Below are 21,622 nucleotides of genomic sequence, written 5' to 3' on the forward strand. Positions count from 1 at the left end.
ACTATGAATTTATTAATTATGGGTCCTGCTGGTAGCGGTAAAGGAACAATGTCAGCGAAAATCGTTGAAGAGTTTGGCATTGCTCATATCTCTACAGGTGATATGTTCCGTTCTGCAATTGCGAACGGAACACCTGTAGGTTTAGAGGCAAAAACTTACTTGGATAATGGTAACTTAGTACCTGATGATGTTACTGATCGTATGGTTAAAGAGCGTATTATGCAAGATGATACAGTAAATGGATATCTCTTAGATGGTTATCCACGTAACTTACATCAAGCAAACGCTGTAGAAGAAATGGCTCGTGAAATTGGAAAACCAATCGATCTCGTTATCAATCTACAAGTTAATTACGATACACTTGTAAAACGAATTACAGGACGTCGTCTCTGCAAAACATGTGGTGCAATATACAATATTCACTACAAACCATCTAAAGTCGAAAATGTATGCGACATTGATGGTGGAGAACTGTATCAACGATCAGATGATACAGAAGAGAAACTAGCAGTACGCTTTGAAGAATATACAAAACAAACAGAGCCTTCAATCGAGTATTTTAGAGAAAAAGGCTTAGTTCGTGACATTGACGCATCTCAAAATGCGGAAGCAGTTATGAATGAAATTAGAAACATTTTGGAGGCGGTTAAATGATTACAACCAAGTCTGAACGTGAATTAGACTTAATGCGTGAGGCAGGTCGTATCGCTTTCGAAGCACAAGAGGTTGTTCGTCAGGCTATTAAGCCAGGCGTTTCGACAAAACATCTTGACGATTTGGCACACGCGTATATAATAAGTCAGGGTGCAACACCAGCGTTTCTTGGTTACGAAGGATTTACCGGATCCATATGTGCTTCAGTGAACGAAGTATTAGTTCATGGAATCCCTAGTTCGGATGTAATTCTCAAAGATGGAGATATCATTACGATTGACGTTGGAGCTGTTTACAAAGGATACTATAGTGATCATGCGTGGACATATCCAGTCGGACAAATTAGTGATGAAGCCAAACATCTATTGGAAGTTTCGGAAGCATCTCTTTTTGCAGGCATTGAAGCTGCAATTGCGGGAAATCGTGTTGGTGATATCGGTCATGCAGTTATGAGCGTTGTTACACCACATGGTTATGGTTTACCTGTTGAATATTCAGGACATGGCTTAGGAACATCAATGCATGAAGCTCCTTATGTCCCTAATGTAGGGGTACCTGGAAAAGGTGCATTACTTAGAAAAAATATGGTTATCGCTATTGAACCAATGGTTCAAGTTGGTACAAGTAAAACAGAAGTACTTGAAGATGGTTGGAATGTGGTTTCCGCAGATCGATCGTTGACAGCTCATTTTGAACATACTGTACTAATTCTAGAGAATGAATTTGAAATTCTCACTCGAACAAAGGAGGCATATAAACACTCATGAGCAAAGAAAACGTAATTGAAGTAGATGGAGTAGTACTTGATACATTGCCAGGTGCAATGTTTAAGGTGGAACTCAGTAATGGTCATGAAATTTTAGCTCACGTATCTGGTAAAATCCGTATGCACTACATTCGCATTTTACCGGGAGACCGCGTGACTGTTGAGATTTCGCCTTACGATTTATCACGTGGGCGCATTACATTTAGACATAAATAGATAGTTTTAGGAGGATATACTATGAAAGTAAGACCATCTGTAAAACCAATGTGTGAAAAATGTAGAGTTATTCGACGCAATGGTAGAGTAATGATAATTTGTGAAAATCCAAAACACAAACAAAGACAAGGATAGGAGGACGTCATATTAATGGCTCGTATAGCAGGAATTGACATTCCACGTAACAAACGTGTAGTTGTCTCATTAACATATATCTACGGAGTTGGTTTACCAACATCACAAGAAATCTTAGCGAAAACAAACATTGATGAGAACATCCGTGTTAAAGATCTAACTGAAGATCAAGTTAACGCAATTCGTCGTGAAGTAGAACAAATCAAAGTTGAAGGGGATCTTCGTCGTGAAGTAAACCTTAACATCAAACGTCTCATGGAAATCGGAAGCTTCCGTGGAATCCGCCACCGTCGTGGATTACCAGTTCGTGGACAACGTACAAAAACAAATGCACGTACACGTAAAGGACCTCGTCGTACAGTTGCGAACAAGAAAAAATAATTAAGTAGGAGGAAATCATAATGGCAAAGCAAAAAGTTACACGTAAACGCCGTGTCCGCAAGAATATAGCTCGCGGAGTTGCACATATCCATTCGACATTTAACAACACAATCGTTACAATTTCGGATGAACAAGGAAATGTTCTCGCTTGGTCAAGTGCTGGGGCTCTTGGATTTAAGGGTTCACGTAAGTCAACACCATATGCAGCTCAAATGGCTTCAGAAGCAGCAGCAAGAGCGGCAGTTGATCATGGAATGAAAACTGTAGAAGTAAGTGTTAAAGGACCTGGTCCTGGACGTGAGTCAGCAGTTCGTGCATTACAAGTTGCTGGTCTTGAGATTAGCGTAATTAACGACGTTACTCCAGTTCCACATAACGGATGCCGTCCACCAAAACGTCCACGTGGATAAAATTTTTAAACTAGTAAAAAAAACCAGGAGGTATTCATAGATGAACAAGTTTGAACGTGCGAAATTTGAAGTTAAAGAATTCGATGAAACAGCAAATTACGGTAAGTTTGTAATCGAGCCTCTCGAAAGAGGGTTCGGAAATACAATCGGAAATGCCTTAAGACGCGTACTTCTTTCATCACTACCAGGCGCAGCAGTTTATTCAATTAAAATTGAAGGTGTTTACCATGAGTTCACATCAATTGCTGGAGTCGGAGAAGATGTAACTGGTATTGTTTTAAATGTAAAAGACCTTGTAATTAATATTGCAGATGATGAAGTATATACACTTCGTATATCACAAAAAGGTCCAAAGGTTGTAACCGCAGCTGACATTGAATGCCCAACAAATGTGGAAATCTTGAATAAAGATCACATTATCGCTACATTAGCTGAAGGTGCTGTTTTAGAAATGGAACTGAAAGCTCGTAATGGTCGTGGTTATGTTAGTTCCGATGAGAACAAACTAATCTATCAAAACGCATCCCAAGGGATTGGCACGATTTTCACAGATTCTATTTATACTCCAATCGAAAGAGTTAAATATCTTGTCGAGCCAACACGCGTTGGTCAAGATTCAAAGTATGATCGTTTAATTATGGAAATTTGGACAAATGGAGCAGTACAACCTCAAGTTGCACTATCATTAGGTTCTAAAATCTTAATGGATCACTTGGAACAAATCGTAGCAATCAAAGATTCAGTTTACGAAAGTGAGTCAGTAATTCGCCCTGATGTATCAGGTGTTGAAAATCCTATGTCCACAATGATGATCGAAGATCTCGATCTATCAGTACGTTCATATAACTGCCTCAAACGTGCAGGAATCCAAACTGTTGAAGAGTTAACACTCAAATCAGAGGATGAAATGATGCGTATCCGTAACCTGGGTAAAAAGTCATTAAAAGAAGTTAAAGACAAACTCCATGATCTTGGACTAGGCTTTAAATCATTTGAATAGGAGGATATAGAATGAGAAACCGTAAATTAGGTCGTGACGCCGCTCATCGTAAAGCGTTACTTCGTAACCTTTCAACAAGTTTAATCGTCTCAGGACGTATTGAAACAACAGAAATGAAAGCTAAAGAACTTCGTTCAGTAGCTGACAAACTCGTAACACTTGCAAAACGTGGTGATCTTCACGCACGTCGTCAAGCAGCTCGTATCGTATTTAACGTTGTAGCTGACGAGAAAACAGGCCAAACAGCTTTACAAAAACTCTTTGATGAAATCGGACCAAAATATGCTGATCGTCAAGGTGGATACACACGCGTAATCAAAACTGAAATGCGTCGTGGTGATGCTGCTCCAATGGCAATCATCGAATTCGTTTAATATTCGATTCAAAAGCTATCTTCGGATAGCTTTTTCTTTACTCGAGTTGATTATTTTCGATTAAAAATGACAAGAAATGGCTTAGGGGTAATAATATTTCATCCGAATGTGTGAATGAGTGAAATATCGTTGACATCGCTTACATAAATGAGTAAACTAATACTGTTGATACATGCATGTATCGAGAGGAGAGAATATGGAAGCTTTAACAAATTTCATGGACCAAAAACTTGGTGGTCCAATGACGAAACTTGCAAACCAGAGACATTTGCGAGCAATTCGTGACGGAATGGTTGCTACATTGCCAATCATCATCGTCGGTTCGTTCTTCTTAATTATTGGAGGAAACTTACCTTTCCCTGCAGACTGGGGAATTCAAATTTTCTTGAAAGAAAATGCTGCAAACATCGTATTGCCTTACCGTTTATCAATGGGAATCATGGCATTATATGCAACATTTGGTATTGGCTTCAGCTTAGCTGAGTCATATGACTTAGACGGATTGTCAGGTGGTATCTTAGGTACACTTGCATTCTTACTAACTTTCACACCTGTAAACGTTCCTGCAACTTTAAATGCTGGAATCGCTGGCTGGGTATTACCAATGGCAAACCTTGGTGGTGGAGGAATGTTCGTAGCAATCCTTACATCAATGCTAGCAGTTGAAATCTTCAGATTTACAGACCGTTCAGGAATTAAAATTTCAATGCCAGAACAAGTGCCCCCATCAGTTGCACGTTCATTTGAAGCTTTATTCCCAACAACAATCGTATTAATCCTTTTCGGATCAATTACTTACTGGTTAGGCTTTAACTGGCATACATTTATTGCTCAATTAGTATCACCACTTATCTCAGCAGCTGACAGCTACGCTTCAGTAATGATTCAAACATTCTTGAACTCATTCTTCTGGGTATTTGGTATCCACGGTGCATCAATCGTCGGAAACATCGCACGTCCAATCTGGGTTGTATTATTAGAAAACAACCAAATCGCTTTAGAAGCAGGGCAAGCATTACCAGCTATTGCTGCTGAGCCTTTCTTCCAATGGTTCATCTACATCGGTGGATCAGGAGCAACAATCGGACTTGCATTATCAATGCTTATTGTTGGTAAATCAGCATTCTCAAAATCATTAGGTAAAACAGTATTCGTTCCTGCTTTATTCAACATCAACGAACCATTAATGTTCGGTACACCTGTTGTTATGAACCCTGTCTTAATGATTCCATTTGTCGTAACACCACTTGTACTTGGTACAATTGCATGGTTCGCAACAAAATGGGGATTCGTAAACCAAGTAACACAAATTGCGCCATGGACATTGCCTGGACCAATCGGTGCTTACATGGCTACAGGATTTGATTGGAGAGCAGCCGTACTTAGCGTCGTTCTAATTATCATTGCTACTCTAATGTACTTACCATTCTACAAAATCTATGACAACTCATTGGTTGCTGAAGAACAAGGTAAATAATAAATACAATAAATGCTTAAAAGGTCTTGCATTGAGCAAGACCTTTTAATTAGAAGGAGTCAATATGGCAAGAAGAAAAGCAGAAAAGAAGACAAGTTCCATAACACGTTTTTCATTCAAAAGTTCATTTATAGTGATGTTTGGGATCTTAGCATCAACATTAGGGTTTCCCTTGTTGCTCGATGCATTCGGATTGCAGCTAAACTTTCTTCGCGTTATCGTAATTGGAGTTACTTCAGGTGGTGTCATCGCATACTGCTTGTATTTTGTTGATTCCAACAAAGGAATGCAAAAAGGATTTTGGATTGTTTTTGGACTTATTGCAATACTATCAATGTTTATATCCTACTATTGGATATTCAATATTTACCCAATCTAGTCAACCGCAGGAATGTAGCAAGTCTGTAGATTTGACAACATTATAATGTTTGGTTAAACTAAGGTTGTAGGTACAAATAAAAGGAGTTTATATGAGAAAATTAGGAATATCGATTTATCCAGATAAATCAACAGTTGAAGAAATGAAAGACTATATTGTTAAAGCAGCAGATGCAGGGTTCTCACGTATCTTTTCATGCTTACTTTCTGTCGAAAAGCCACAAGAAGAAATCAAAGCAGAATTTATTGAAATCAATAATTTTGCACGTGATCATGGTTTTGAAATCATTGTTGACGTTAGTCCTAAAGTTTTCGCTGACTTAGGAATTAGCTATGATGATTTAACATTCTTCCATGAAATTGGTGCTGATGGCGTTCGTCTCGATGCAGGATTTGGTGGGCATCAAGAATCAATGATGACATTCAATGAGTTCGATCTCAAAATTGAAATCAATATGAGTAACGATACGCATTACATCGATACAATTATGGATTATCAACCAAATCAATATAACTTGATTGCATGCCATAACTTCTATCCACACCCATACTCAGGATTGAATGAGGAACAATTTGTAAACACAACAAAACGTTTTACAAAATATGGCTTACGTACGGCTGCATTCGTTGCAAGTCAAAGTCCTGAAGCTTACGGACCATGGCCTGTAGATTACGGTTTGGTGACACTCGAGTCACATCGTAATTTACCACTTCACGTCCAAATGAAAGACTATGTTGCACGTAATGTTTTAGATGACATTATTATTTCGAACTTTGTTCCTTCAGATGCTGAAATGGCGGAAGTAAAAAAAGTAAACCTTACAAAATTAAACTTACAAGTTAAACTTGTTGATGATATTCCTGAGCTCATGAAAAAAATCGTCCTTGAGGAACCACATTTCAACCGTGGGGATGTCAATGACTATCTACTCCGTTCAACAATGTCACGTGTTAAATACAAAGGGCAAGGCTTCCCAGTCTTCAATGCTCCTGAGATGATTAAACGTGGAGACATCGTAATCGAGAGTGATAATTTTGGACACTATGCAGGTGAATTGAATATTGCGAAACGTGATATGGTTAATACAGGTCGTTCAAATGTTGTCGGTCATGTTGTTGAAGAAGAAGTATTCTTACTCGACAAGATTAAACCATGGCAAAAATTCGAGTTTACACTATGAAACAATACCTCGGTATTGATGCAGGGGGAACGCATACGCGTTTCCTCATCTTTGATGATAAAGGTGTAAACATTGACCGAATCGATCGCGATAGTATCCACTTTATGCGTGTGGGCTTTGATGGTATTAAAAAGGTACTTGGAGAAGTTCGTCTCGAGTTTGAGCAACGTGGTTATGATTTTGAATCGATGGGTGTAGCCATTGGTACTGCTGGTTATGGAGAGGATCAGCAAGTACGTAAAGGAATTGAAGATGCAATATGGGGTGTATTCCCTAAAGCAGTTATCATGAACGATGCAAAATTTGCGATGGCATCTGCACTATCCATGAATGATGGTGTATATCTGATTTCGGGAACCGGTTCAATTGCATTCCGCAAACAGGATTGTAACTATGACCGTCGCGGAGGGTTCGGATATCTATTGGCTGATGAAGGAAGTGCTTTCTGGATTGGTAAGCGCATCCTTGAAGTATTTACAAAAGAAGCTGATGGACGTTTACCACGAACGGATTTATATACAGCAATTATGCATCATTTTGAATTGACGGAAGCGTATGACCTCATCAGCATCGCAAACAATCATCAAAGTGATTATAGAACATGGGTTGCTCAATTCAGTAAGATTGCAGGAAATGTTCAAAGTGTTCATGCTGATAATGTTTACGAACGTGCCGGCCAAGAACTTGCCGATCTCGCAAATAACTTCGAATTAAATGGTAAAACAAAAATTGCATTCGGCGGCGGCGTTTTATTAAACAATAAACACGTCTACAATGCAGTTGTGAAGAACTTATCCTCTGATTTTGAAGTTGTTACCAGTGATCATCCAGTGGAATATGCAGCGTATTTATTATTCCAGTAAAAACTTGTCATAAGGCAAGTTTTTTTATATAGTTAGTAGTATACGAGGTACTCAATGAAACCAAAAATTATTGCGTTTGACATCGATGGTACAACCATCAATAACTATCGAAAAGTAGATCAATCAACATTGAATGCCCTGATTGATCTTTCAAAGCGAGGTTACATTCTTGTGCCCACTACTGGACGCTCTTTGGATGGGATTCCGAAACCGATTCGTGATTTAAATATTTGCGATTATGCGATAAGTTCAAACGGTGCTCGGATTACAAATTTGCGTACAATGGAAGATATTGATTCAGATTTAATGTCTACTGAACTTGCAATCAAAATTGTGGAAATTGTAAAACCTTATCGTGTGTGGACATCGTTACATATTAATGGTGAATGTTATGATCAATCTTGGTTACAAAAAATGGGGCGTAGAATACTTTTTCATAACGACTTCAAATCACATCCAACAGTTCGTGATTTATCATCCTTTATCAAGGACAATAATTACGAAGTCGAAAAAATTCAAATATTTACATTGTCACACCGAAAATTGGAACGGGTCTTATCAGAATTAGAGCCGCTTAAATGCATATCTTATCCAATGTCCGCTAATCGTTATTATGAAATAACACAAGAAGGAGCAAACAAAGGACGCTCGCTCCAAATCCTATGCGAACACCTAGGTCTGAGCATGGATGATGTATTCGCAATAGGTGATGACTCAAATGATATCGCGATGTTAAAAATTGCAGGCATTTCCGTTGCGATGGGAAATGCACACCAAGCGGTTCGTGATGCTGCTCAATTTCAAACAGAAAAAAATACGGAGCAGGGATTCGCACATGCAATCTATAAATATGTCATATCAGAAGACAGTTAGATACAAAGAGTTCGTGATATCTTCACTTTCTAAACAAGTATGAGTATGATACACTAATAGTAGAAGAAAGGCAGGAGATTCAATGAAAAAATTCTTACCACTCGTAATAATCGGTAGTGCAGTTGGTGCTGCAGCATACTATCTAAACGCAAATAATAAAAAGCATGTCGAGAAGACAATTGATGCTTTAGATGCAATCAGTCAAGAGGCAGAAAACGCAGTCTTAGATCTTGCCAATGAAGTTGTAGAAGAACCAACAGAATAGCATTATCAATTAATCCACTGAATAGTGGATTTTTTTATGAGGTTAGCCTATCACTCTGTAACATTTCCGTTATCAAATATGGTAAAATAACAACAGACTAGCGAGGTAGAGACTATGAAAGATACTTTAATTGAACGCTTAGTACGTTATACTAAAATAAACACACGATCAGATAGTGGATCAATGACAACCCCTTCAACTCAAATACAATTCGATTTGGCGAAGATGCTTTATCAAGAATGTATTGCGATTGGTTTAGAAAAAGTTAAAATCGATGATAATGCTATTGTGACTGCTTTGTTGCCTTCAAATGTGGATAGAGATGTTCGTACTGTAGGTTTCATTTCTCATATGGATACAGCTGATTTTAACTCAGAAAGTGTGCAACCACGAATCATCGAAAATTACGATGGTCGGGATATTGTATTGAATGAAGCATTAAATATTGTAACGAAAGTTGATGTGTTCCCGAATTTAAAAAAACATGTTGGAAAGACACTGGTTGTTACTGACGGGACGACACTTCTTGGTGCAGACAATAAAGCAGGCATTGCAGAAATTATGACCGCCATGGAATACTTAGTACAACATCCAGAAGTAGAGCACGGTGATGTCCGAATCGCATTTACGATCGATGAGGAAATTGGAACTGGTGCTGATTCTTTCGATGTTGAAGGATTTGATGCAGATTTTGCATATACCGTAGATGGTGGCGGATTGGGTGAAATGGAATATGAAACCTTTAATGCTGCGGAATCACTTGTAACCATTAAGGGAGTCAGTGTTCATCCTGGATCTGCCAAAGATACCATGATTAATGCGGGTGTTGTAGCAATGGAATTCTTTAATCAACTCCCTCCACTCGAACGTCCAGAGCATACTGAAGATTATGAAGGTTTCTTTATGATGTCAGATATGGAATCGACTGTTGAAGATGCGAAGATGATATTTATTATTCGTGATCATGATGATAGTAAATTTGAAGCACGTATGGACCTTATGGACACCATCGCAGCGAATCTTAATGCCAAATATGGTGCGGGTACAGTAATGGTAGAAACTGAAGAAACATACTATAATATGCGTAATATCATTGAAAAAGATATGAGTATTGTTGAACTAGCAAAAGAAGCAATGCTTGTATGTGATATTGAACCCATCATTGCACCTGTACGTGGCGGAACTGACGGTTCAAGACTTTCTTACATGGGGTTACCGACACCAAATATCTTTACAGGTGGAGAGAATTTCCACGGAAAACATGAATTTGCCGTTGTTGAAACGATGGAAAAAGCAACAGAGGTTATTATTGCAATATCAAAATTAAATGCAATTCAATAGTTTGGAGTGAGTAATTTGAAACAATTAACAGTAAGTAATTTAAAATTCTCCTATAACAAAAAAGTCAATGCTGTCGATGGCATTGATTTTGAGGTTAACAAAGGAGATTACGTAACAATTATTGGCCATAATGGAAGTGGAAAATCTACTGTTGCGAAACTCATCATCGGCTTACTTGAAGCTGATGAAGGGAAGATTCAAATCGATGACATGATCCTTACACATGACAATGTTTATGACGTACGCGAAAAAATCGCAATTGTATTTCAAAACCCAGATAATCAATTTATCGGATCCACGGTCCGTGATGATATCGCATTTGGGCTAGAAAATCGTACTGTGGAACCTGCGCTAATGGATGGTATTATCGAAACATTTGCAGGTCGCGTCGGAATGCTCGATTATTTAGGTCATGAACCGACTAAACTGTCAGGTGGACAAAAACAACGAGTAGCAATTGCAGGTGCTCTTGCGATGAGTCCAGAACTTTTGGTTTTGGATGAGGCAACGAGTATGCTAGACCCCAAAGGCCGTAAAGAAGTAAATGATTTGGTGCACGAATTACACCATAAAAATAAAATGACAATCTTATCCATCACGCATGATATTGAAGAAGTGTTGATGTCTGATTATGTCATTGTTATGAGCGGTGGGTCAATTGCAATGCAAGGAACACCAGAGAGTATCTTGAACCAAGCCGAGACGCTTGTAAAGTTACAATTAGATATTCCGTTTAGTGTTAAGTTTCATAATGCACTGAAGGCTCAGGGAATTGAATTGGATGAGATGTATGATGTAGAAAGGATGATTGAGGAATTATGGCAATAACATTTAAAAATGTTGGTTTTGAGTATGCTCCGAAATCGCCTTTTGCATATGTTGCATTGCGTGATATCAATGCCACAATTAACGCAGGTGTAGTCACTGCAATTATTGGTGCTACTGGTAGTGGGAAATCAACCCTTGTCCAACACCTAAACGGTTTGTTACGCCCTACAGCAGGCGAAGTTCAGATTCTTGACCATACACATGTCGCGAATGAAAAGCCCTCTAAATTGAAAGCATTGCGTTCTAAAGTCGGCTTGGTCTTCCAGTTCCCAGAAATGCAATTGTTCGAAGAAACAATTTATCAAGATGTTGCATTTGGTCCTAAGAACTTTGGGTTCAGTGATGAAACAATTAAAACAAATGTAGAACGAGCGCTCCGTTTAGTTGGAATTGATGAAGCGTTATGGCAACAATCTCCCTTTGACCTTTCTGGCGGTCAAAAACGACGTGTTGCTATTGCAGGAGTTTTGGCAAGAGACCCAGAAATTATCGTGCTCGACGAACCTACTGCTGGTCTTGATCCGCAAGGAAGTCGTGATATGATGCAATTGTTCATGACGCTCAATAAAGACTATAATAAGACAGTTATCATGGTAACTCATGATATGGATCATGTACTAAACTACGCAGACGAAGTCCTTGTGCTAAAAGATGGTCAGGTGTTCTTTAGTGGAACAACTCAGAATTTCTTTGAAGATACCAGTCGTTTGGATAGTTTAGAATTTGTTGTCCCGAAAGTTTTACAACTGAAAGCATCTTTGAAACAACGTGGTATTGATACAGGAACAGAACTTGACCTTGATAACATTGCACAAATGGTTAAGGAGGGACGTCATGAATAATATTGCTTTAGGACGTTACGTTCCGCTCGATTCAAAAATCCACAAAATGGATCCGCGTTTTAAAATGGTGGCAATGATTATCTTGATGATTGCTATCTTTAATGTCAATAATGCTGCTGGAAGTATCTTTATGTTTGTTATTTTAGGTGCAGCTATTCTTGCGTCGAAACTCACATTCAAATTTATTCTAAAATCGATGAAACCGATGATGTTTATGTTGATTTTCTTATTCATTCTAAATATGTTCGCAATCCGAGAAGGTTATGTTCTTGTTTCGATTTTTGGATGGAATATTTACAGTGGTGCTATTTTTTCAACATTGTTCATTGTTAGCCGTTTAATTCAAATGATCATGGTAACAACACTTTTGACAGCAACAACTCAACCACTAGAATTGACACTTGGAATAGAGGATTTACTAAGTCCTTTACGTCGCATTAAAGTTCCCGCGCACGAGATAGCAATGATGATATCAATTGTGCTGCGCTATATACCAACTTTAATCGAAGATACACAACGAATTATGAATGCGCAAGCAAGCCGTGGTGTAGATTTAGACGAAGGATCGTTAAAAGAAAAAATAACCGGAATCGTTTCGATGATCAGCCCTTTATTCATGATGAGTTATATGCGTGCGGAAGATTTAGCAGATGCGATGGAAGCCCGTGGATATTACCCAGGAAAAACACGAACACGTTACAAACAACTTGAAGTAAAAGCAAGTGATTGGATGTTCATTGTTCTGTCAATTGCTATCCTCATAGCAACAATCATGATTGGACGTATCTAATGCGCTACAAAGTGACGGTTGCTTACGATGGATCCGCCTTCTCAGGATGGCAAAAACAGCCATCGAAAGACAGTGTTCAAGACGACATTGAAGGAGCACTAAAAAGGCTCCATCGTAAACCTGTACCAATTCATGGATCGGGTCGTACTGATACACAGGTTCATGCATTGGCTCAAGTCTTTCATTTTGATTCGGATATAAACATGCCAATTGCAAATTGGATTAAGGCACTCAATACGCAAACCTCAGATGCAATTAATATTCTCAAAGTGGAATGTGTTGATGATACATTTCATGCTCGCCACGATGCAATTGCAAAGACGTATGTTTACCGAATTAATGTCGGACCGTACAATGTCTTTGAACGAAACTATGTATATCAGGTCAATCATCCGCTCAATCTTTCAAAAATTGAAGAAGCTATGGAATATATTGTGGGCGAACATGATTTTACAAGTTTTAATAGTTCACCACTTGATTTGTTTCCCAATCAAGTTCGTACAGTTCACAGTTTTGAAATGACAGTTTCGGACGATATTCTTGAATTTCGGATTACGGGAACTGGATTTTTAAGATATATGGTACGAATGATCGTCGCATCGATGGTCATGGTCGGATCTGAAAAAATAAGTCCTGATACGGTCAAAATGTACCGAGATGCTAAGGACAAAGATATTGCAAAACACAATGTGCCCGGGTGTGGTCTTTATTTAGAAAAAGTCACGTACAATTCCTAATTAGTTTCTTGACTTTTATTGCCAAAGAACATATAATTTATATCGGCACTTTATGCCAATAGTAGCCCCGGAAACTACTTTTGGTTTAGGAGGAAATTTTATGCGTCAAACAACTATGACGAAACCAGCAGATGTTGTGCGCCAATGGTATGTTGTTGATGGAACTGACAAGACTCTAGGACGTCTTGCAAGTGAAGTTGCAACAGTATTACGTGGAAAGCACAAACCAACTTACACACCTAACGTAGACGGTGGAGATTACGTAATCGTTATCAATGCAGACAAAATTAAAGTCAGCGGAGATCAAGAATTCAAAAAATTCTACTACAATCACTCACACTACCCTGGTGGAATGCGTACACGTTCAACACGTGTAATGCGTGAAGCATACACAGTAGAATGGGTCGAAAGAGCTATTCACGGTATGTTACCACACACAAGCTTGGGCGATGTTCAACGTAAACATTTATTTGTTTACAAAGGTGAAAACCATCCACATGCAGCTCAACAACCAGTGGAAATGGTAATCAAGGGATAGGAGAAGAGTATGACAACAAAAAATAAAGTAACTTACTTAGGTACAGGTCGTCGTAAGACATCCGTTGCTCGTGTCTATTTGACTCCAGGAACTGGTGTTATTACAATTAACCACAAACCTATTGAAGCGCATTTGCCTTCAGAATTATTACAAATGACAGTTCGTTCACCTTTTGAAGTGACATCAACTGTTGACCAATTTGACGTTAATGTTAACGTTAAAGGTGGAGGACTTACAGGTCAAGCCGGAGCAATCCGTCACGGAATTACTCGTGCTTTAATCGAAGCATCAGCAGATTACCGTCCTGCCCTCAAAGCAGCTGGATTCGTTACACGTGACCCACGTGCTAAAGAACGTAAAAAACCAGGTCTTCGCGGCGCTCGTCGTGCACCACAATTCTCAAAACGTTAATACTATTAACTTTAGAGACTATCAAGACTTCCTTTGGGAAGTCTTTTTATTTGACATGACGTAAAATTATGGCATAATAATTAAACAAATGAGGTGATGAGTTGATTCGAAAATTAAAACAGCTCCGAAATGTCGCAGTGGTCGTGCTCTCTTCTAAGTAAAAATCGATAGAAGAGAGGTATAAACATGAAAATTGATTATCGACATTGGTCAGAGCCAAGATACTTAAAAGATATAATTACTAATCCCCTAATTGAGGTCGGAGAATATTCGTATTATTCTGGCTATTATGGGTCTAATGATTTTGAAGATGGATGTGTCCGCTTTTTATGGGGAGATGCATTTTCAAGGACGTTGTTTAATCCAATTGAATCCAATCAATGGGAACTGGATCGATTAATAATTGGAAACTATGTCTGCATTGCTAGTGGAGTCGTAATTCTTATGGGAGGAAACAATAACCATAATACAGAATGGATTTCGCTCTATCCATTCGCGGAAACGATTCAGGCATCGTATTCACCGAAAGGTAATACAATAATTGGGCACGACTCATGGATCGGGATGGGAGCAACAATTATGCCTGGCGTAACAATCGGGAATGGTGCTATTATCGCGTCTGGAGCGGTTGTAACGCGTGATGTAGCGGATTATGAAGTTGTAGGCGGCAATCCTGCGAAACGCCTTAGAATGCGCTTCAGTGAGTCAGAGATTTTGATGTTAAATGAGATTGCTTGGTATACGTGGCCTCATGATATTATTGTCTTAGCATTGCCTTACATTTCAAGTGGAGATGTAAACGCATTGTATCAATTTGCACTGCGTTATAATTTAACATAAATAAAAGGCGTTCATCTGATGATGGCGCCTTTCTTACAGTTATAATAGTGTAATTTTAAGCGGTGTTTGATGTGATTTCTCAAATATTTGAGATATTAAGAAATAAAGTTCAATTCCGGTTGACACCCCTAAATGCGAGTGGTATATTATTAAGGCAGTCAGAAATGGGCCTGTAGCTCAGTTGGTTAGAGCGCACCCCTGATAAGGGTGAGGTCGCTGGTTCGAATCCATTCAGGCCCACCATTTCTTTAAGTAATAACAAAATATATGGGGCTTTAGCTCAGCTGGGAGAGCGCCTGCCTTGCACGCAGGAGGTCAGCGGTTCGATCCCGCTAAGCTCCACCATAAATTGTGAAATCAACTTTCTGATGAAGAAAGTTTTTTTATTCAATTAAATAAATAACATAGTCAAATAAATAAATAACATAGTCAAATAAATAAATAACATAGTCAAAAATTGATTAGGTGGTGTGTTTATCATTAGACACAGGACAAACCCATAAAAAAACATCCTAAATGGATGTTTTTTTATCCGCGATATGCAGACATGCCACCTAACATATTGACGACTTTATACCCTTGTTGCGCTAAAAATTGTGCCGCAGTATAAGAACGGGACCCACTTTGGCAAACAATGTGATAAGTTTTACTCTTATCCAGTAATCCTAAATTGTAAGGGATCGTCTGTAAAGGGATATTGAGTGCATTTGGGATTGAACCCATAGCAAACTCAATAGGTTCGCGAACATCAATAATGTGATGTTCCTGTTGATTGTATTTGAACTCATTGATGAGTATAGTTTGAAACATAATTATCTCCTAACGTATGTGCATCATGCCGCCGTGAATGTTAATGGCGTCAATATTGCGCTTGCGTAATGATTTTACAGCACGTTTACTCCTCGAGCCGCTTGCACAGATTACATAGACTGTTTTTGAACTTTGAAACCCGTCAAGCTGACTCAAAGGTACATTTTTTGTCCGGGGTAGTTTACGTTGTTGGTACTCATGCCGTTCGCGAACGTCTATAATGACTGCATTTGCAGGTAATTCGTGATAAGCAACTGATGGAACTTTATTGAAAAACATTGATTGCCTCCTTGATTTCATGAATATAATATACCCTAAGGGGTATATTTGGTAAAGTAATATGCTCATAAGAAGGGTTCGATTTCAACAATTTTATGGATTTAGTAGCGCGTTTAAAAAGCGGCGTACACTATGGATGGTGGTACTTAATAATCGGCTAAAGTGTGCTAAGTTTGTAGGTTTTTCAGATAGGAATTCAAATGGAAAATAAAGTTCTCTTTTTTTGACTGATATTGTTCAAAATTTGTTGACACTTAGAGGTCATAATGGTATATTAATTAAGCAGTCAAGATATGGGCCTGTAGCTCAGTTGGTTAGAGCGCACCCCTGATAAGGGTGAGGTCGCTGGTTCGAATCCATTCAGGCCCACCATTTCTAATGATTGCTAAATATTTGGGGCTTTAGCTCAGCTGGGAGAGCGCCTGCCTTGCACGCAGGAGGTCAGCGGTTCGATCCCGCTAAGCTCCACCAAATTTACAATTGAATGGTTACAGTATCTGTAACCAAATTATGGGGCTTTAGCTCAGCTGGGAGAGCGCCTGCCTTGCACGCAGGAGGTCAGCGGTTCGATCCCGCTAAGCTCCACCATAAATTGTAAATCACAGACCATCGTAAGATGGTCTTTTTTTGACCTTATATAAATTATTGGTTATAATATCTCCTTAAGGAGTTGATACTATGTATTTCGGTATAGATAAGCGTGTAAAAGCGTATAGCTACTCAATTTTTGATAATTGATTGAAGTAGCATAAATAATTTACTTCTTTCAATTTTAAACGACACAATTCATTTAAAAATAAAAGGAGAAAAACAATGAATAAATTATCAATTAACCGAGATGGTTACACACTAAATATTAATGATATGAGAAAGGATACAGATACTCCGATATTTGTAATCGGTAGTTCGGTATATTATCCCAAACTCTTTGCTGACTCAATTTTTGATTCGACTAACTTTGTCTTTGCAGACCACAGAGGTTTTTCAAAATCTGTAGATGATGGAGCGCCCTATAGTCTTGATGTAATTGTTGAAGACATTGAGGCAATGCGTATTATACTTGGAATCGACAAGATGCACGTGTTGGGTCACTCTGGACACGGATTCATGGCTATGGCCTATGCGAGAGCATATCCTGATCATGTGGCGACACTAATACTATCAAACCTAGCGCCAACTAATACAGCCAAAAGACAACAAGGAAGCATTCAATACTTTGAAGACACGGCATCAGTAGAACGTAAAGCAACGTTTTATCAAGCATGGGAAACCTTCCAAGCGTCGGTTCAAGATTATGAATCTGAGCGTTTCTCATTGATGAATATAGCGATGCAAGCGCACAGTTTTTATAATTATACATTTGATGGTGCATACTTGTGGGATGATGTTGTCAATAACATGCCTGCTTTAGATCATTTGTGGGGTGAAGCATTTGCAACGTTCGATACGGTATCATTTTTTGAGAGGTATCAAAAACCGGTCTTGCTTCTCTTGTCACCATATGACTATTTAGTTGCACCGACAAGTTTATGGAAAGACATTGTCTTTGACAATGCAAACATAACTTATGGTCAGTTTCAAGCCAGTGGCCATAACCCAATGCTAGAAGAACCAATACAATATAAAAAATATCTAGATTTAATTATGTAATCATGAAGCTGAGGAACATTCGTTCTTCAGCTTTTTTATTAACCTATAAATTTTTTTTATAGGTTAAAATATTTTCTATTGGTCATGAAAGGGCATACAAACTATAATTTGGGTAGAAGTTGTTAGCGCTTACAATTCTAAGTTTCAGGAAGTCAGAAGTTTATTGCTGTCATTTTTAAATGCGAAAAAGAGAGGAAATCGTATGTCTAAAAAAAGTAAAGTATTAGATTTTAAAGAGATTCTAGAAGAATCGAACAAACTTCCAGATTTATTTCAAATCATGGACGAAACTGGAAAAATTGTGAATGAGGCTTATATGCCAGAACTCACTGATGATCAACTTGTTGAAATGATGGAAATTATGGTGTGGGGTCGAGAATACAATAATCGAGTCAGTATTCTTAGCCGTCAAGGAATTATTGGAAATCTTCCGCCAACAGAAGGCCAGGAAGCAAGTCAGTTGATCAGTCAATATGTCTTAGAAAAAGGTGATTGGTTGTTACCAAGTTACCGGGATGTTCCACCGATGATCCGCCATGGTGTTCCAATGTCTCAAGCAATGAACTGGTATATTGGTCATACTAATGGATTCTCATATGACAAAGACATTAAATCGTTCCCACCACAAGTTATCATTGGGGCTCAAATTATCCAAGCAACAGGTGTTGGTTTAGGGTTGAAAAAAAATAATAAGAAAAATGTAGCCCTAACCTATATTGGTGATGGAGGTACATCTCAAGGTGACTTTTATGAAGGTCTGAACTTTGCTGGTGTTTATGATGCTCCGGTCATCTTCGTAGCACAGAATAATGGATTTGGAATTTCGGTTCCACGTAGTTTCCAAACACGCTCCGCAACATTATCACAAAAAGGTCATGGTGTTGGAATTGCGCACTTGTTTGTGGATGGTATGGATCCTCTTGCAGTATATGCTGCAACAAAAGCAGCCCGTGATCATGCAGTGAATGGTCATGGTCCAGTACTGCTTGAGTTCTTAACATTCCGATATGGACCGCATACTTTAAGTGATGATCCACGTCGTTATCGTGAAAATGAAATGGTTGAGCGCTGGTTACCAAAAGATCAACTTATCAGAATGCGTAATTTCTTAACGGAACGCGGCCTTTGGAATGAAGAAAAAGAGGAAGCTGTTCTAGAAAAAACGCAAGCAGAAGTTAAGGAAGCACTTGAATTCGCACGTAAAGCAGAGAAACAAACAGTCTCAGGTTATCTGAAAAATATGTTTGAAGTCATGCCACCTTCTGTAAAAGAACAATACGAAGCATTCAAAATTAAGGAGGAGCAAGAATAATGGCACAACTCAATATGGTTGAAGCAATCACAAATGCATTGGATGAAATTTTAAAAGAAGATGAGAAAACACTTATATTTGGTGAAGATGTTGGATTAAATGGTGGCGTTTTCCGTGCTACTAATGGATTACAACAAATTCATACAGATAGCCGCGTCTTTGATACACCACTTGCGGAATCTGCAATTTTAGGTCTTGCTATTGGATTGGCTGCAGAGGGTTTTCGTCCAATTCCTGAAATTCAATTCTTTGGGTTTGTAACAGAAGCAATCGATTCACTTACAAATCAAATGGCGCGTATGCGTTTTAGAACAGAAGGAAACATCACGGCTCCAATTACGATCCGTAGTCCCTTTGGAGGTGGTGTTGCAACTCCTGAAATTCACTCTGATAGTTATGAGGGTATCGTGGCTCAAATGCCGGGAATTCGTGTTGTCGTACCAACGAACGCCTATGATGCAAAAGGGTTACTTGTATCTTCAATTCGTAGTAATGATCCCGTTGTTTTCTTAGAACATTTAAAACTCTACCGTGGTGCGAAAATGGAGGTTCCAGAAGGACTCTATGAAGTGCCATTAGATAAAGCTGCTGTTACGAAAGAGGGAACAGATGTAACTGTTATTGCATACGGTGCGATGGTTATTGAAGCACTCAAAGCTGCAGAAGCACTTGTTGATGAAGGCATTAGTGTTGAAGTCATCGACTTGCGAACTGTGTCACATCCAGATTATGAAACAATCGGAGCTTCTGTTGGTAAAACAGGACGAGTTGTCGTAGTTCAAGAGGCACAACGTCAAGCCGGTATTTCAGCGAATGTCGTATCAGAAATTAATGAGCGATTCTTCTTGGATCTACTTGCACCTGTTACACGTGTTTCTGCACCGGATACAACTTATCCATTACCTGCAGCCGAAACAATCTGGATTCCAAATGCTAAGGATATCATGGATGCAGTAAAAACTGTTAAGGAAGGATACTAGGTGATTGTATGAAATTTCAATATAGACTTCCCGATCTTGGAGAAGGAATTACAGAAAGTGAAATTGTAAGCTGGGGTGTTAAAAATGGCGATACAATCAAGCAAGATGATCTATTGCTTGAAGTTGCGAATGATAAAACAACGATAGAAGTACCATCGCCAGTAACCGGTTTGGTTAAATCCATTTTTATTGACGATGGAAATATTGCGACAGTCGGTCAAATATTAGTAGAAATTGATGTTGACGATGCATGGGCAGCAAAAACAGGTTTCAAAATTGAAGGTGAAGCGCATATAGAAGCTGAACCAGAAGCTCCAATGGTTGAGGTGCCGGCGGCAGTTGTTGCACCAAAAGAAGGTGTAGTCTTAGCTAAGGCGAAAGCAATTCCATCGGTTAGAAAATATGCGCGTGAAAAGGGTGTAGATATTAACGGAATCCCCGCTACAGGTAGAAATAATACTGTGACGCGTGAGGATATTGATTTATTCCTAAATGGTGCACCTGTAGTGGCTTCGGTCGTTGAATCTGCGGCACCTATTGCACCTGTATTTGAACCTGAAATTACTGTGGATAGTGGTGGTTACCGTCGCGAAACTATGTCACCAATGCGTAAAGCAACGATGCAAGCGATGGTTCGTTCAGCAACTGAAATTCCACGTGTCACAGTCTTTGCAGATTTGAATGCAACAAAATTAGTGGAACATCGCGAGAGCTACAAAGCATATGCCAAAGAAAAGGGTGTTAATTTAACCTATACAGCTTATTTTGTAAAAGCGGCGACAGCGATGTTAAAAAAATATCCAATATTCAATGCTTTTGTAGATGAGAAAAACTTTGAAATTGTATATCGAAATGCAATCAACATTGGTGTAGCAACCAATACAGATGGTGGTTTATATGTACCAAACATCAAACATGCAGATTCGAAAAACCTATTCGAAATTTCCGAGGAAATCCAAAAGAATGCAGAACTTGCTACTGAAGGAAAATTACCAGGATCAAGTATGCGTGATGGCTCATTTACAATTACAAATGTCGGCGGAGTTTCAAAAGATTCAGTCTACTCAACACCAATTATTAATTACCCAGAGGTTGCAATCTTGGGGACATCACGTATTACGTATGAACCCGTTGTAAATGCGGATCGTGAACTTGAAGTAGCACCAGTTATGAAACTTTCATTTACTTTTGATCATCGTGTTATTGACGGTGTCGAAGCACAGAAAGCACTAGACGAATTAAAATCACTCTTAGCTGATCCTAATAAAATCGTCTTAGAAGGGTAGGGTTA

Annotated in this window: 28 protein-coding genes and 5 tRNA genes; 31 read left to right on the forward strand and 2 right to left on the reverse strand. The window is 38.8% G+C overall.

Translation table 11 applies throughout. From position 1 onward, the window contains the following. Positions 1-3 precede the first annotated feature (3 nt). The 24 genes from G7061_RS03680 to G7061_RS03795 all read left to right on the forward strand — a co-directional run bounded on the left by G7061_RS03680 (position 4) and on the right by G7061_RS03795 (position 15,645). Entirely contained in the window at positions 4-654 is a 651-nt protein-coding gene (locus G7061_RS03680) for an adenylate kinase (protein WP_159635269.1), read from the forward strand. Continuing rightward, positions 651-1,421 (forward strand): type I methionyl aminopeptidase, encoded by a 771-nt coding sequence (gene map / locus G7061_RS03685; RefSeq protein ID WP_159635266.1) that lies wholly within the window; start codon positions 651-653, stop codon positions 1,419-1,421. The genes G7061_RS03680 and map overlap by 4 nt, the downstream gene beginning before the upstream one ends. Continuing rightward, positions 1,418-1,636, forward strand: a complete 219-nt coding sequence (gene infA / locus G7061_RS03690) for a translation initiation factor IF-1 (RefSeq protein WP_003775226.1) — start codon at positions 1,418-1,420, stop codon at positions 1,634-1,636. Before map ends, infA begins: the two co-directional genes overlap by 4 nt. A gap of 21 nt (positions 1,637-1,657) precedes the next feature. After that, positions 1,658-1,771 carry a 50S ribosomal protein L36 gene (gene rpmJ, locus G7061_RS03695; RefSeq protein WP_016357297.1) on the forward strand — a complete coding sequence of 38 codons (114 nt, stop codon included), beginning with the start codon at positions 1,658-1,660 and terminating at the stop codon, positions 1,769-1,771. Between the two features lie 15 nt (positions 1,772-1,786). Continuing rightward, complete coding sequence (gene rpsM, locus G7061_RS03700; protein WP_159635263.1) at positions 1,787-2,152, forward strand: 30S ribosomal protein S13; 366 nt, start codon at positions 1,787-1,789, stop codon at positions 2,150-2,152. Positions 2,153-2,172: 20 nt separating this feature from the next. Then, positions 2,173-2,562, forward strand: a complete 390-nt coding sequence (gene rpsK, locus G7061_RS03705) for a 30S ribosomal protein S11 (RefSeq protein ID WP_159635260.1) — start codon at positions 2,173-2,175, stop codon at positions 2,560-2,562. Positions 2,563-2,602: 40 nt separating this feature from the next. Continuing rightward, the gene (locus G7061_RS03710; RefSeq protein ID WP_159635257.1) at positions 2,603-3,562 is read left to right on the forward strand and encodes a DNA-directed RNA polymerase subunit alpha; all 960 of its coding nucleotides are present in this window, start codon (positions 2,603-2,605) and stop codon (positions 3,560-3,562) included. Between the two features lie 11 nt (positions 3,563-3,573). Next, the gene (rplQ, locus tag G7061_RS03715) at positions 3,574-3,936 is read left to right on the forward strand and encodes a 50S ribosomal protein L17 (protein WP_159635254.1); all 363 of its coding nucleotides are present in this window, start codon (positions 3,574-3,576) and stop codon (positions 3,934-3,936) included. A 196-nt stretch (positions 3,937-4,132) separates the two neighbouring features. Continuing rightward, positions 4,133-5,413, forward strand: a complete 1,281-nt coding sequence (locus G7061_RS03720) for a PTS sugar transporter subunit IIC (RefSeq protein ID WP_159635251.1) — start codon at positions 4,133-4,135, stop codon at positions 5,411-5,413. A 64-nt stretch (positions 5,414-5,477) separates the two neighbouring features. Then, positions 5,478-5,792 (forward strand): hypothetical protein, encoded by a 315-nt coding sequence (locus tag G7061_RS03725; RefSeq protein ID WP_159635248.1) that lies wholly within the window; start codon positions 5,478-5,480, stop codon positions 5,790-5,792. A 91-nt stretch (positions 5,793-5,883) separates the two neighbouring features. Further along, positions 5,884-6,972 (forward strand): DUF871 domain-containing protein, encoded by a 1,089-nt coding sequence (locus G7061_RS03730; RefSeq protein WP_159645744.1) that lies wholly within the window; start codon positions 5,884-5,886, stop codon positions 6,970-6,972. After that, positions 6,969-7,835, forward strand: coding sequence for an N-acetylglucosamine kinase (locus G7061_RS03735; protein WP_159645741.1), 867 nt, complete (start codon positions 6,969-6,971; stop codon positions 7,833-7,835). The genes G7061_RS03730 and G7061_RS03735 overlap by 4 nt, the downstream gene beginning before the upstream one ends. A gap of 54 nt (positions 7,836-7,889) precedes the next feature. Then, positions 7,890-8,708, forward strand: a complete 819-nt coding sequence (locus tag G7061_RS03740; protein ID WP_166118996.1) for an HAD family hydrolase — start codon at positions 7,890-7,892, stop codon at positions 8,706-8,708. A gap of 82 nt (positions 8,709-8,790) precedes the next feature. Next, entirely contained in the window at positions 8,791-8,973 is a 183-nt protein-coding gene (locus tag G7061_RS03745; RefSeq protein ID WP_159635239.1) for a hypothetical protein, read from the forward strand. 114 nt (positions 8,974-9,087) lie between these two features. Continuing rightward, complete coding sequence (gene pepT / locus G7061_RS03750) at positions 9,088-10,314, forward strand: peptidase T (RefSeq protein ID WP_166119001.1); 1,227 nt, start codon at positions 9,088-9,090, stop codon at positions 10,312-10,314. A gap of 15 nt (positions 10,315-10,329) precedes the next feature. After that, positions 10,330-11,142 (forward strand): energy-coupling factor transporter ATPase, encoded by an 813-nt coding sequence (locus G7061_RS03755; protein WP_159635233.1) that lies wholly within the window; start codon positions 10,330-10,332, stop codon positions 11,140-11,142. Further along, on the forward strand, positions 11,133-11,984 hold the full coding sequence (locus G7061_RS03760; RefSeq protein ID WP_166119007.1) for an energy-coupling factor transporter ATPase: 852 nt from the start codon (positions 11,133-11,135) through the stop codon (positions 11,982-11,984). Before G7061_RS03755 ends, G7061_RS03760 begins: the two co-directional genes overlap by 10 nt. Further along, entirely contained in the window at positions 11,977-12,774 is a 798-nt protein-coding gene (locus tag G7061_RS03765; RefSeq protein WP_159641103.1) for an energy-coupling factor transporter transmembrane protein EcfT, read from the forward strand. Before G7061_RS03760 ends, G7061_RS03765 begins: the two co-directional genes overlap by 8 nt. Further along, positions 12,774-13,511: a tRNA pseudouridine(38-40) synthase TruA gene (gene truA / locus G7061_RS03770; protein WP_159641100.1), complete on the forward strand. Its 738-nt coding sequence runs from the start codon at positions 12,774-12,776 to the stop codon at positions 13,509-13,511. The genes G7061_RS03765 and truA overlap by 1 nt, the downstream gene beginning before the upstream one ends. Before the next feature lie 100 nt (positions 13,512-13,611). After that, a complete protein-coding gene (gene rplM, locus G7061_RS03775; protein ID WP_159635221.1) occupies positions 13,612-14,049 on the forward strand; it encodes a 50S ribosomal protein L13 in 438 nt (145 codons plus the stop codon). Positions 14,050-14,058: 9 nt separating this feature from the next. Then, positions 14,059-14,460, forward strand: coding sequence for a 30S ribosomal protein S9 (gene rpsI / locus G7061_RS03780; protein WP_159635218.1), 402 nt, complete (start codon positions 14,059-14,061; stop codon positions 14,458-14,460). Positions 14,461-14,646: 186 nt separating this feature from the next. Continuing rightward, positions 14,647-15,300, forward strand: coding sequence for a CatB-related O-acetyltransferase (locus tag G7061_RS10950; protein ID WP_166119012.1), 654 nt, complete (start codon positions 14,647-14,649; stop codon positions 15,298-15,300). A 166-nt stretch (positions 15,301-15,466) separates the two neighbouring features. Beyond that, a tRNA-Ile gene (locus tag G7061_RS03790) sits at positions 15,467-15,543 on the forward strand. 26 nt (positions 15,544-15,569) lie between these two features. Beyond that, positions 15,570-15,645 (forward strand) — tRNA-Ala (locus G7061_RS03795). Positions 15,646-15,828: 183 nt separating this feature from the next. Here the strand turns inward: G7061_RS03795 and G7061_RS03800 are convergent. Together G7061_RS03800 and G7061_RS03805 are read right to left on the reverse strand one after the other, a co-directional pair. Next, on the reverse strand, positions 15,829-16,110 hold the full coding sequence (locus tag G7061_RS03800) for a rhodanese-like domain-containing protein (RefSeq protein WP_166119017.1): 282 nt from the start codon (positions 16,108-16,110) through the stop codon (positions 15,829-15,831). Positions 16,111-16,119: 9 nt separating this feature from the next. Further along, a complete protein-coding gene (locus tag G7061_RS03805) occupies positions 16,120-16,389 on the reverse strand; it encodes a rhodanese-like domain-containing protein (protein ID WP_166119020.1) in 270 nt (89 codons plus the stop codon). A gap of 295 nt (positions 16,390-16,684) precedes the next feature. Here G7061_RS03805 and G7061_RS03810 point away from each other — a divergent pair. The 7 genes from G7061_RS03810 (at position 16,685) to G7061_RS03840 (ending at position 21,617) form a co-directional block, all read left to right on the forward strand. After that, positions 16,685-16,761 (forward strand) — tRNA-Ile (locus tag G7061_RS03810). Between the two features lie 23 nt (positions 16,762-16,784). Beyond that, a tRNA-Ala gene (locus G7061_RS03815) sits at positions 16,785-16,860 on the forward strand. Between the two features lie 41 nt (positions 16,861-16,901). Then, positions 16,902-16,977: transfer RNA gene (locus G7061_RS03820), tRNA-Ala, on the forward strand. 225 nt (positions 16,978-17,202) lie between these two features. Continuing rightward, positions 17,203-18,039 (forward strand): alpha/beta fold hydrolase, encoded by an 837-nt coding sequence (locus G7061_RS03825; RefSeq protein ID WP_166083151.1) that lies wholly within the window; start codon positions 17,203-17,205, stop codon positions 18,037-18,039. A gap of 202 nt (positions 18,040-18,241) precedes the next feature. Continuing rightward, positions 18,242-19,351: a thiamine pyrophosphate-dependent dehydrogenase E1 component subunit alpha gene (locus G7061_RS03830; protein ID WP_166119024.1), complete on the forward strand. Its 1,110-nt coding sequence runs from the start codon at positions 18,242-18,244 to the stop codon at positions 19,349-19,351. Continuing rightward, positions 19,351-20,331: an alpha-ketoacid dehydrogenase subunit beta gene (locus tag G7061_RS03835; protein ID WP_166119027.1), complete on the forward strand. Its 981-nt coding sequence runs from the start codon at positions 19,351-19,353 to the stop codon at positions 20,329-20,331. Before G7061_RS03830 ends, G7061_RS03835 begins: the two co-directional genes overlap by 1 nt. Positions 20,332-20,339: 8 nt before the next feature. Continuing rightward, positions 20,340-21,617, forward strand: a complete 1,278-nt coding sequence (locus G7061_RS03840) for a dihydrolipoamide acetyltransferase family protein (protein ID WP_166083150.1) — start codon at positions 20,340-20,342, stop codon at positions 21,615-21,617. Positions 21,618-21,622 lie beyond the last annotated feature (5 nt).

Source organism: Erysipelothrix sp. HDW6B (assembly GCF_011301115.1).
Lineage (GTDB): Bacteria > Bacillota_I > Bacilli_A > Erysipelotrichales > Erysipelotrichaceae > Erysipelothrix > Erysipelothrix anatis.

Coding starts and splice junctions, on each gene's coding strand:
- map (WP_159635266.1), top strand. CDS start 651: ATGATTACAACCAAGTCTGAACGTGAATTAGACTTAATGCGTGAGGCA.
- G7061_RS03745 (WP_159635239.1), top strand. CDS start 8,791: ATGAAAAAATTCTTACCACTCGTAATAATCGGTAGTGCAGTTGGTGCT.
- infA (WP_003775226.1), top strand. CDS start 1,418: ATGAGCAAAGAAAACGTAATTGAAGTAGATGGAGTAGTACTTGATACA.
- G7061_RS03760 (WP_166119007.1), top strand. CDS start 11,133: ATGGCAATAACATTTAAAAATGTTGGTTTTGAGTATGCTCCGAAATCG.
- G7061_RS03825 (WP_166083151.1), top strand. CDS start 17,203: ATGAATAAATTATCAATTAACCGAGATGGTTACACACTAAATATTAAT.
- rpsM (WP_159635263.1), top strand. CDS start 1,787: ATGGCTCGTATAGCAGGAATTGACATTCCACGTAACAAACGTGTAGTT.
- G7061_RS03720 (WP_159635251.1), top strand. CDS start 4,133: ATGGAAGCTTTAACAAATTTCATGGACCAAAAACTTGGTGGTCCAATG.
- G7061_RS03680 (WP_159635269.1), top strand. CDS start 4: ATGAATTTATTAATTATGGGTCCTGCTGGTAGCGGTAAAGGAACAATG.
- truA (WP_159641100.1), top strand. CDS start 12,774: ATGCGCTACAAAGTGACGGTTGCTTACGATGGATCCGCCTTCTCAGGA.
- rpmJ (WP_016357297.1), top strand. CDS start 1,658: ATGAAAGTAAGACCATCTGTAAAACCAATGTGTGAAAAATGTAGAGTT.
- rplM (WP_159635221.1), top strand. CDS start 13,612: ATGCGTCAAACAACTATGACGAAACCAGCAGATGTTGTGCGCCAATGG.
- G7061_RS03840 (WP_166083150.1), top strand. CDS start 20,340: ATGAAATTTCAATATAGACTTCCCGATCTTGGAGAAGGAATTACAGAA.
- G7061_RS03835 (WP_166119027.1), top strand. CDS start 19,351: ATGGCACAACTCAATATGGTTGAAGCAATCACAAATGCATTGGATGAA.
- G7061_RS03805 (WP_166119020.1), bottom strand. CDS start 16,389: ATGTTTTTCAATAAAGTTCCATCAGTTGCTTATCACGAATTACCTGCA.
- rpsK (WP_159635260.1), top strand. CDS start 2,173: ATGGCAAAGCAAAAAGTTACACGTAAACGCCGTGTCCGCAAGAATATA.
- G7061_RS03735 (WP_159645741.1), top strand. CDS start 6,969: ATGAAACAATACCTCGGTATTGATGCAGGGGGAACGCATACGCGTTTC.
- G7061_RS03765 (WP_159641103.1), top strand. CDS start 11,977: ATGAATAATATTGCTTTAGGACGTTACGTTCCGCTCGATTCAAAAATC.
- G7061_RS03730 (WP_159645744.1), top strand. CDS start 5,884: ATGAGAAAATTAGGAATATCGATTTATCCAGATAAATCAACAGTTGAA.
- G7061_RS03710 (WP_159635257.1), top strand. CDS start 2,603: ATGAACAAGTTTGAACGTGCGAAATTTGAAGTTAAAGAATTCGATGAA.
- G7061_RS03740 (WP_166118996.1), top strand. CDS start 7,890: ATGAAACCAAAAATTATTGCGTTTGACATCGATGGTACAACCATCAAT.
- G7061_RS03830 (WP_166119024.1), top strand. CDS start 18,242: ATGTCTAAAAAAAGTAAAGTATTAGATTTTAAAGAGATTCTAGAAGAA.
- rplQ (WP_159635254.1), top strand. CDS start 3,574: ATGAGAAACCGTAAATTAGGTCGTGACGCCGCTCATCGTAAAGCGTTA.
- G7061_RS03725 (WP_159635248.1), top strand. CDS start 5,478: ATGGCAAGAAGAAAAGCAGAAAAGAAGACAAGTTCCATAACACGTTTT.
- G7061_RS10950 (WP_166119012.1), top strand. CDS start 14,647: ATGAAAATTGATTATCGACATTGGTCAGAGCCAAGATACTTAAAAGAT.
- rpsI (WP_159635218.1), top strand. CDS start 14,059: ATGACAACAAAAAATAAAGTAACTTACTTAGGTACAGGTCGTCGTAAG.
- pepT (WP_166119001.1), top strand. CDS start 9,088: ATGAAAGATACTTTAATTGAACGCTTAGTACGTTATACTAAAATAAAC.
- G7061_RS03800 (WP_166119017.1), bottom strand. CDS start 16,110: ATGTTTCAAACTATACTCATCAATGAGTTCAAATACAATCAACAGGAA.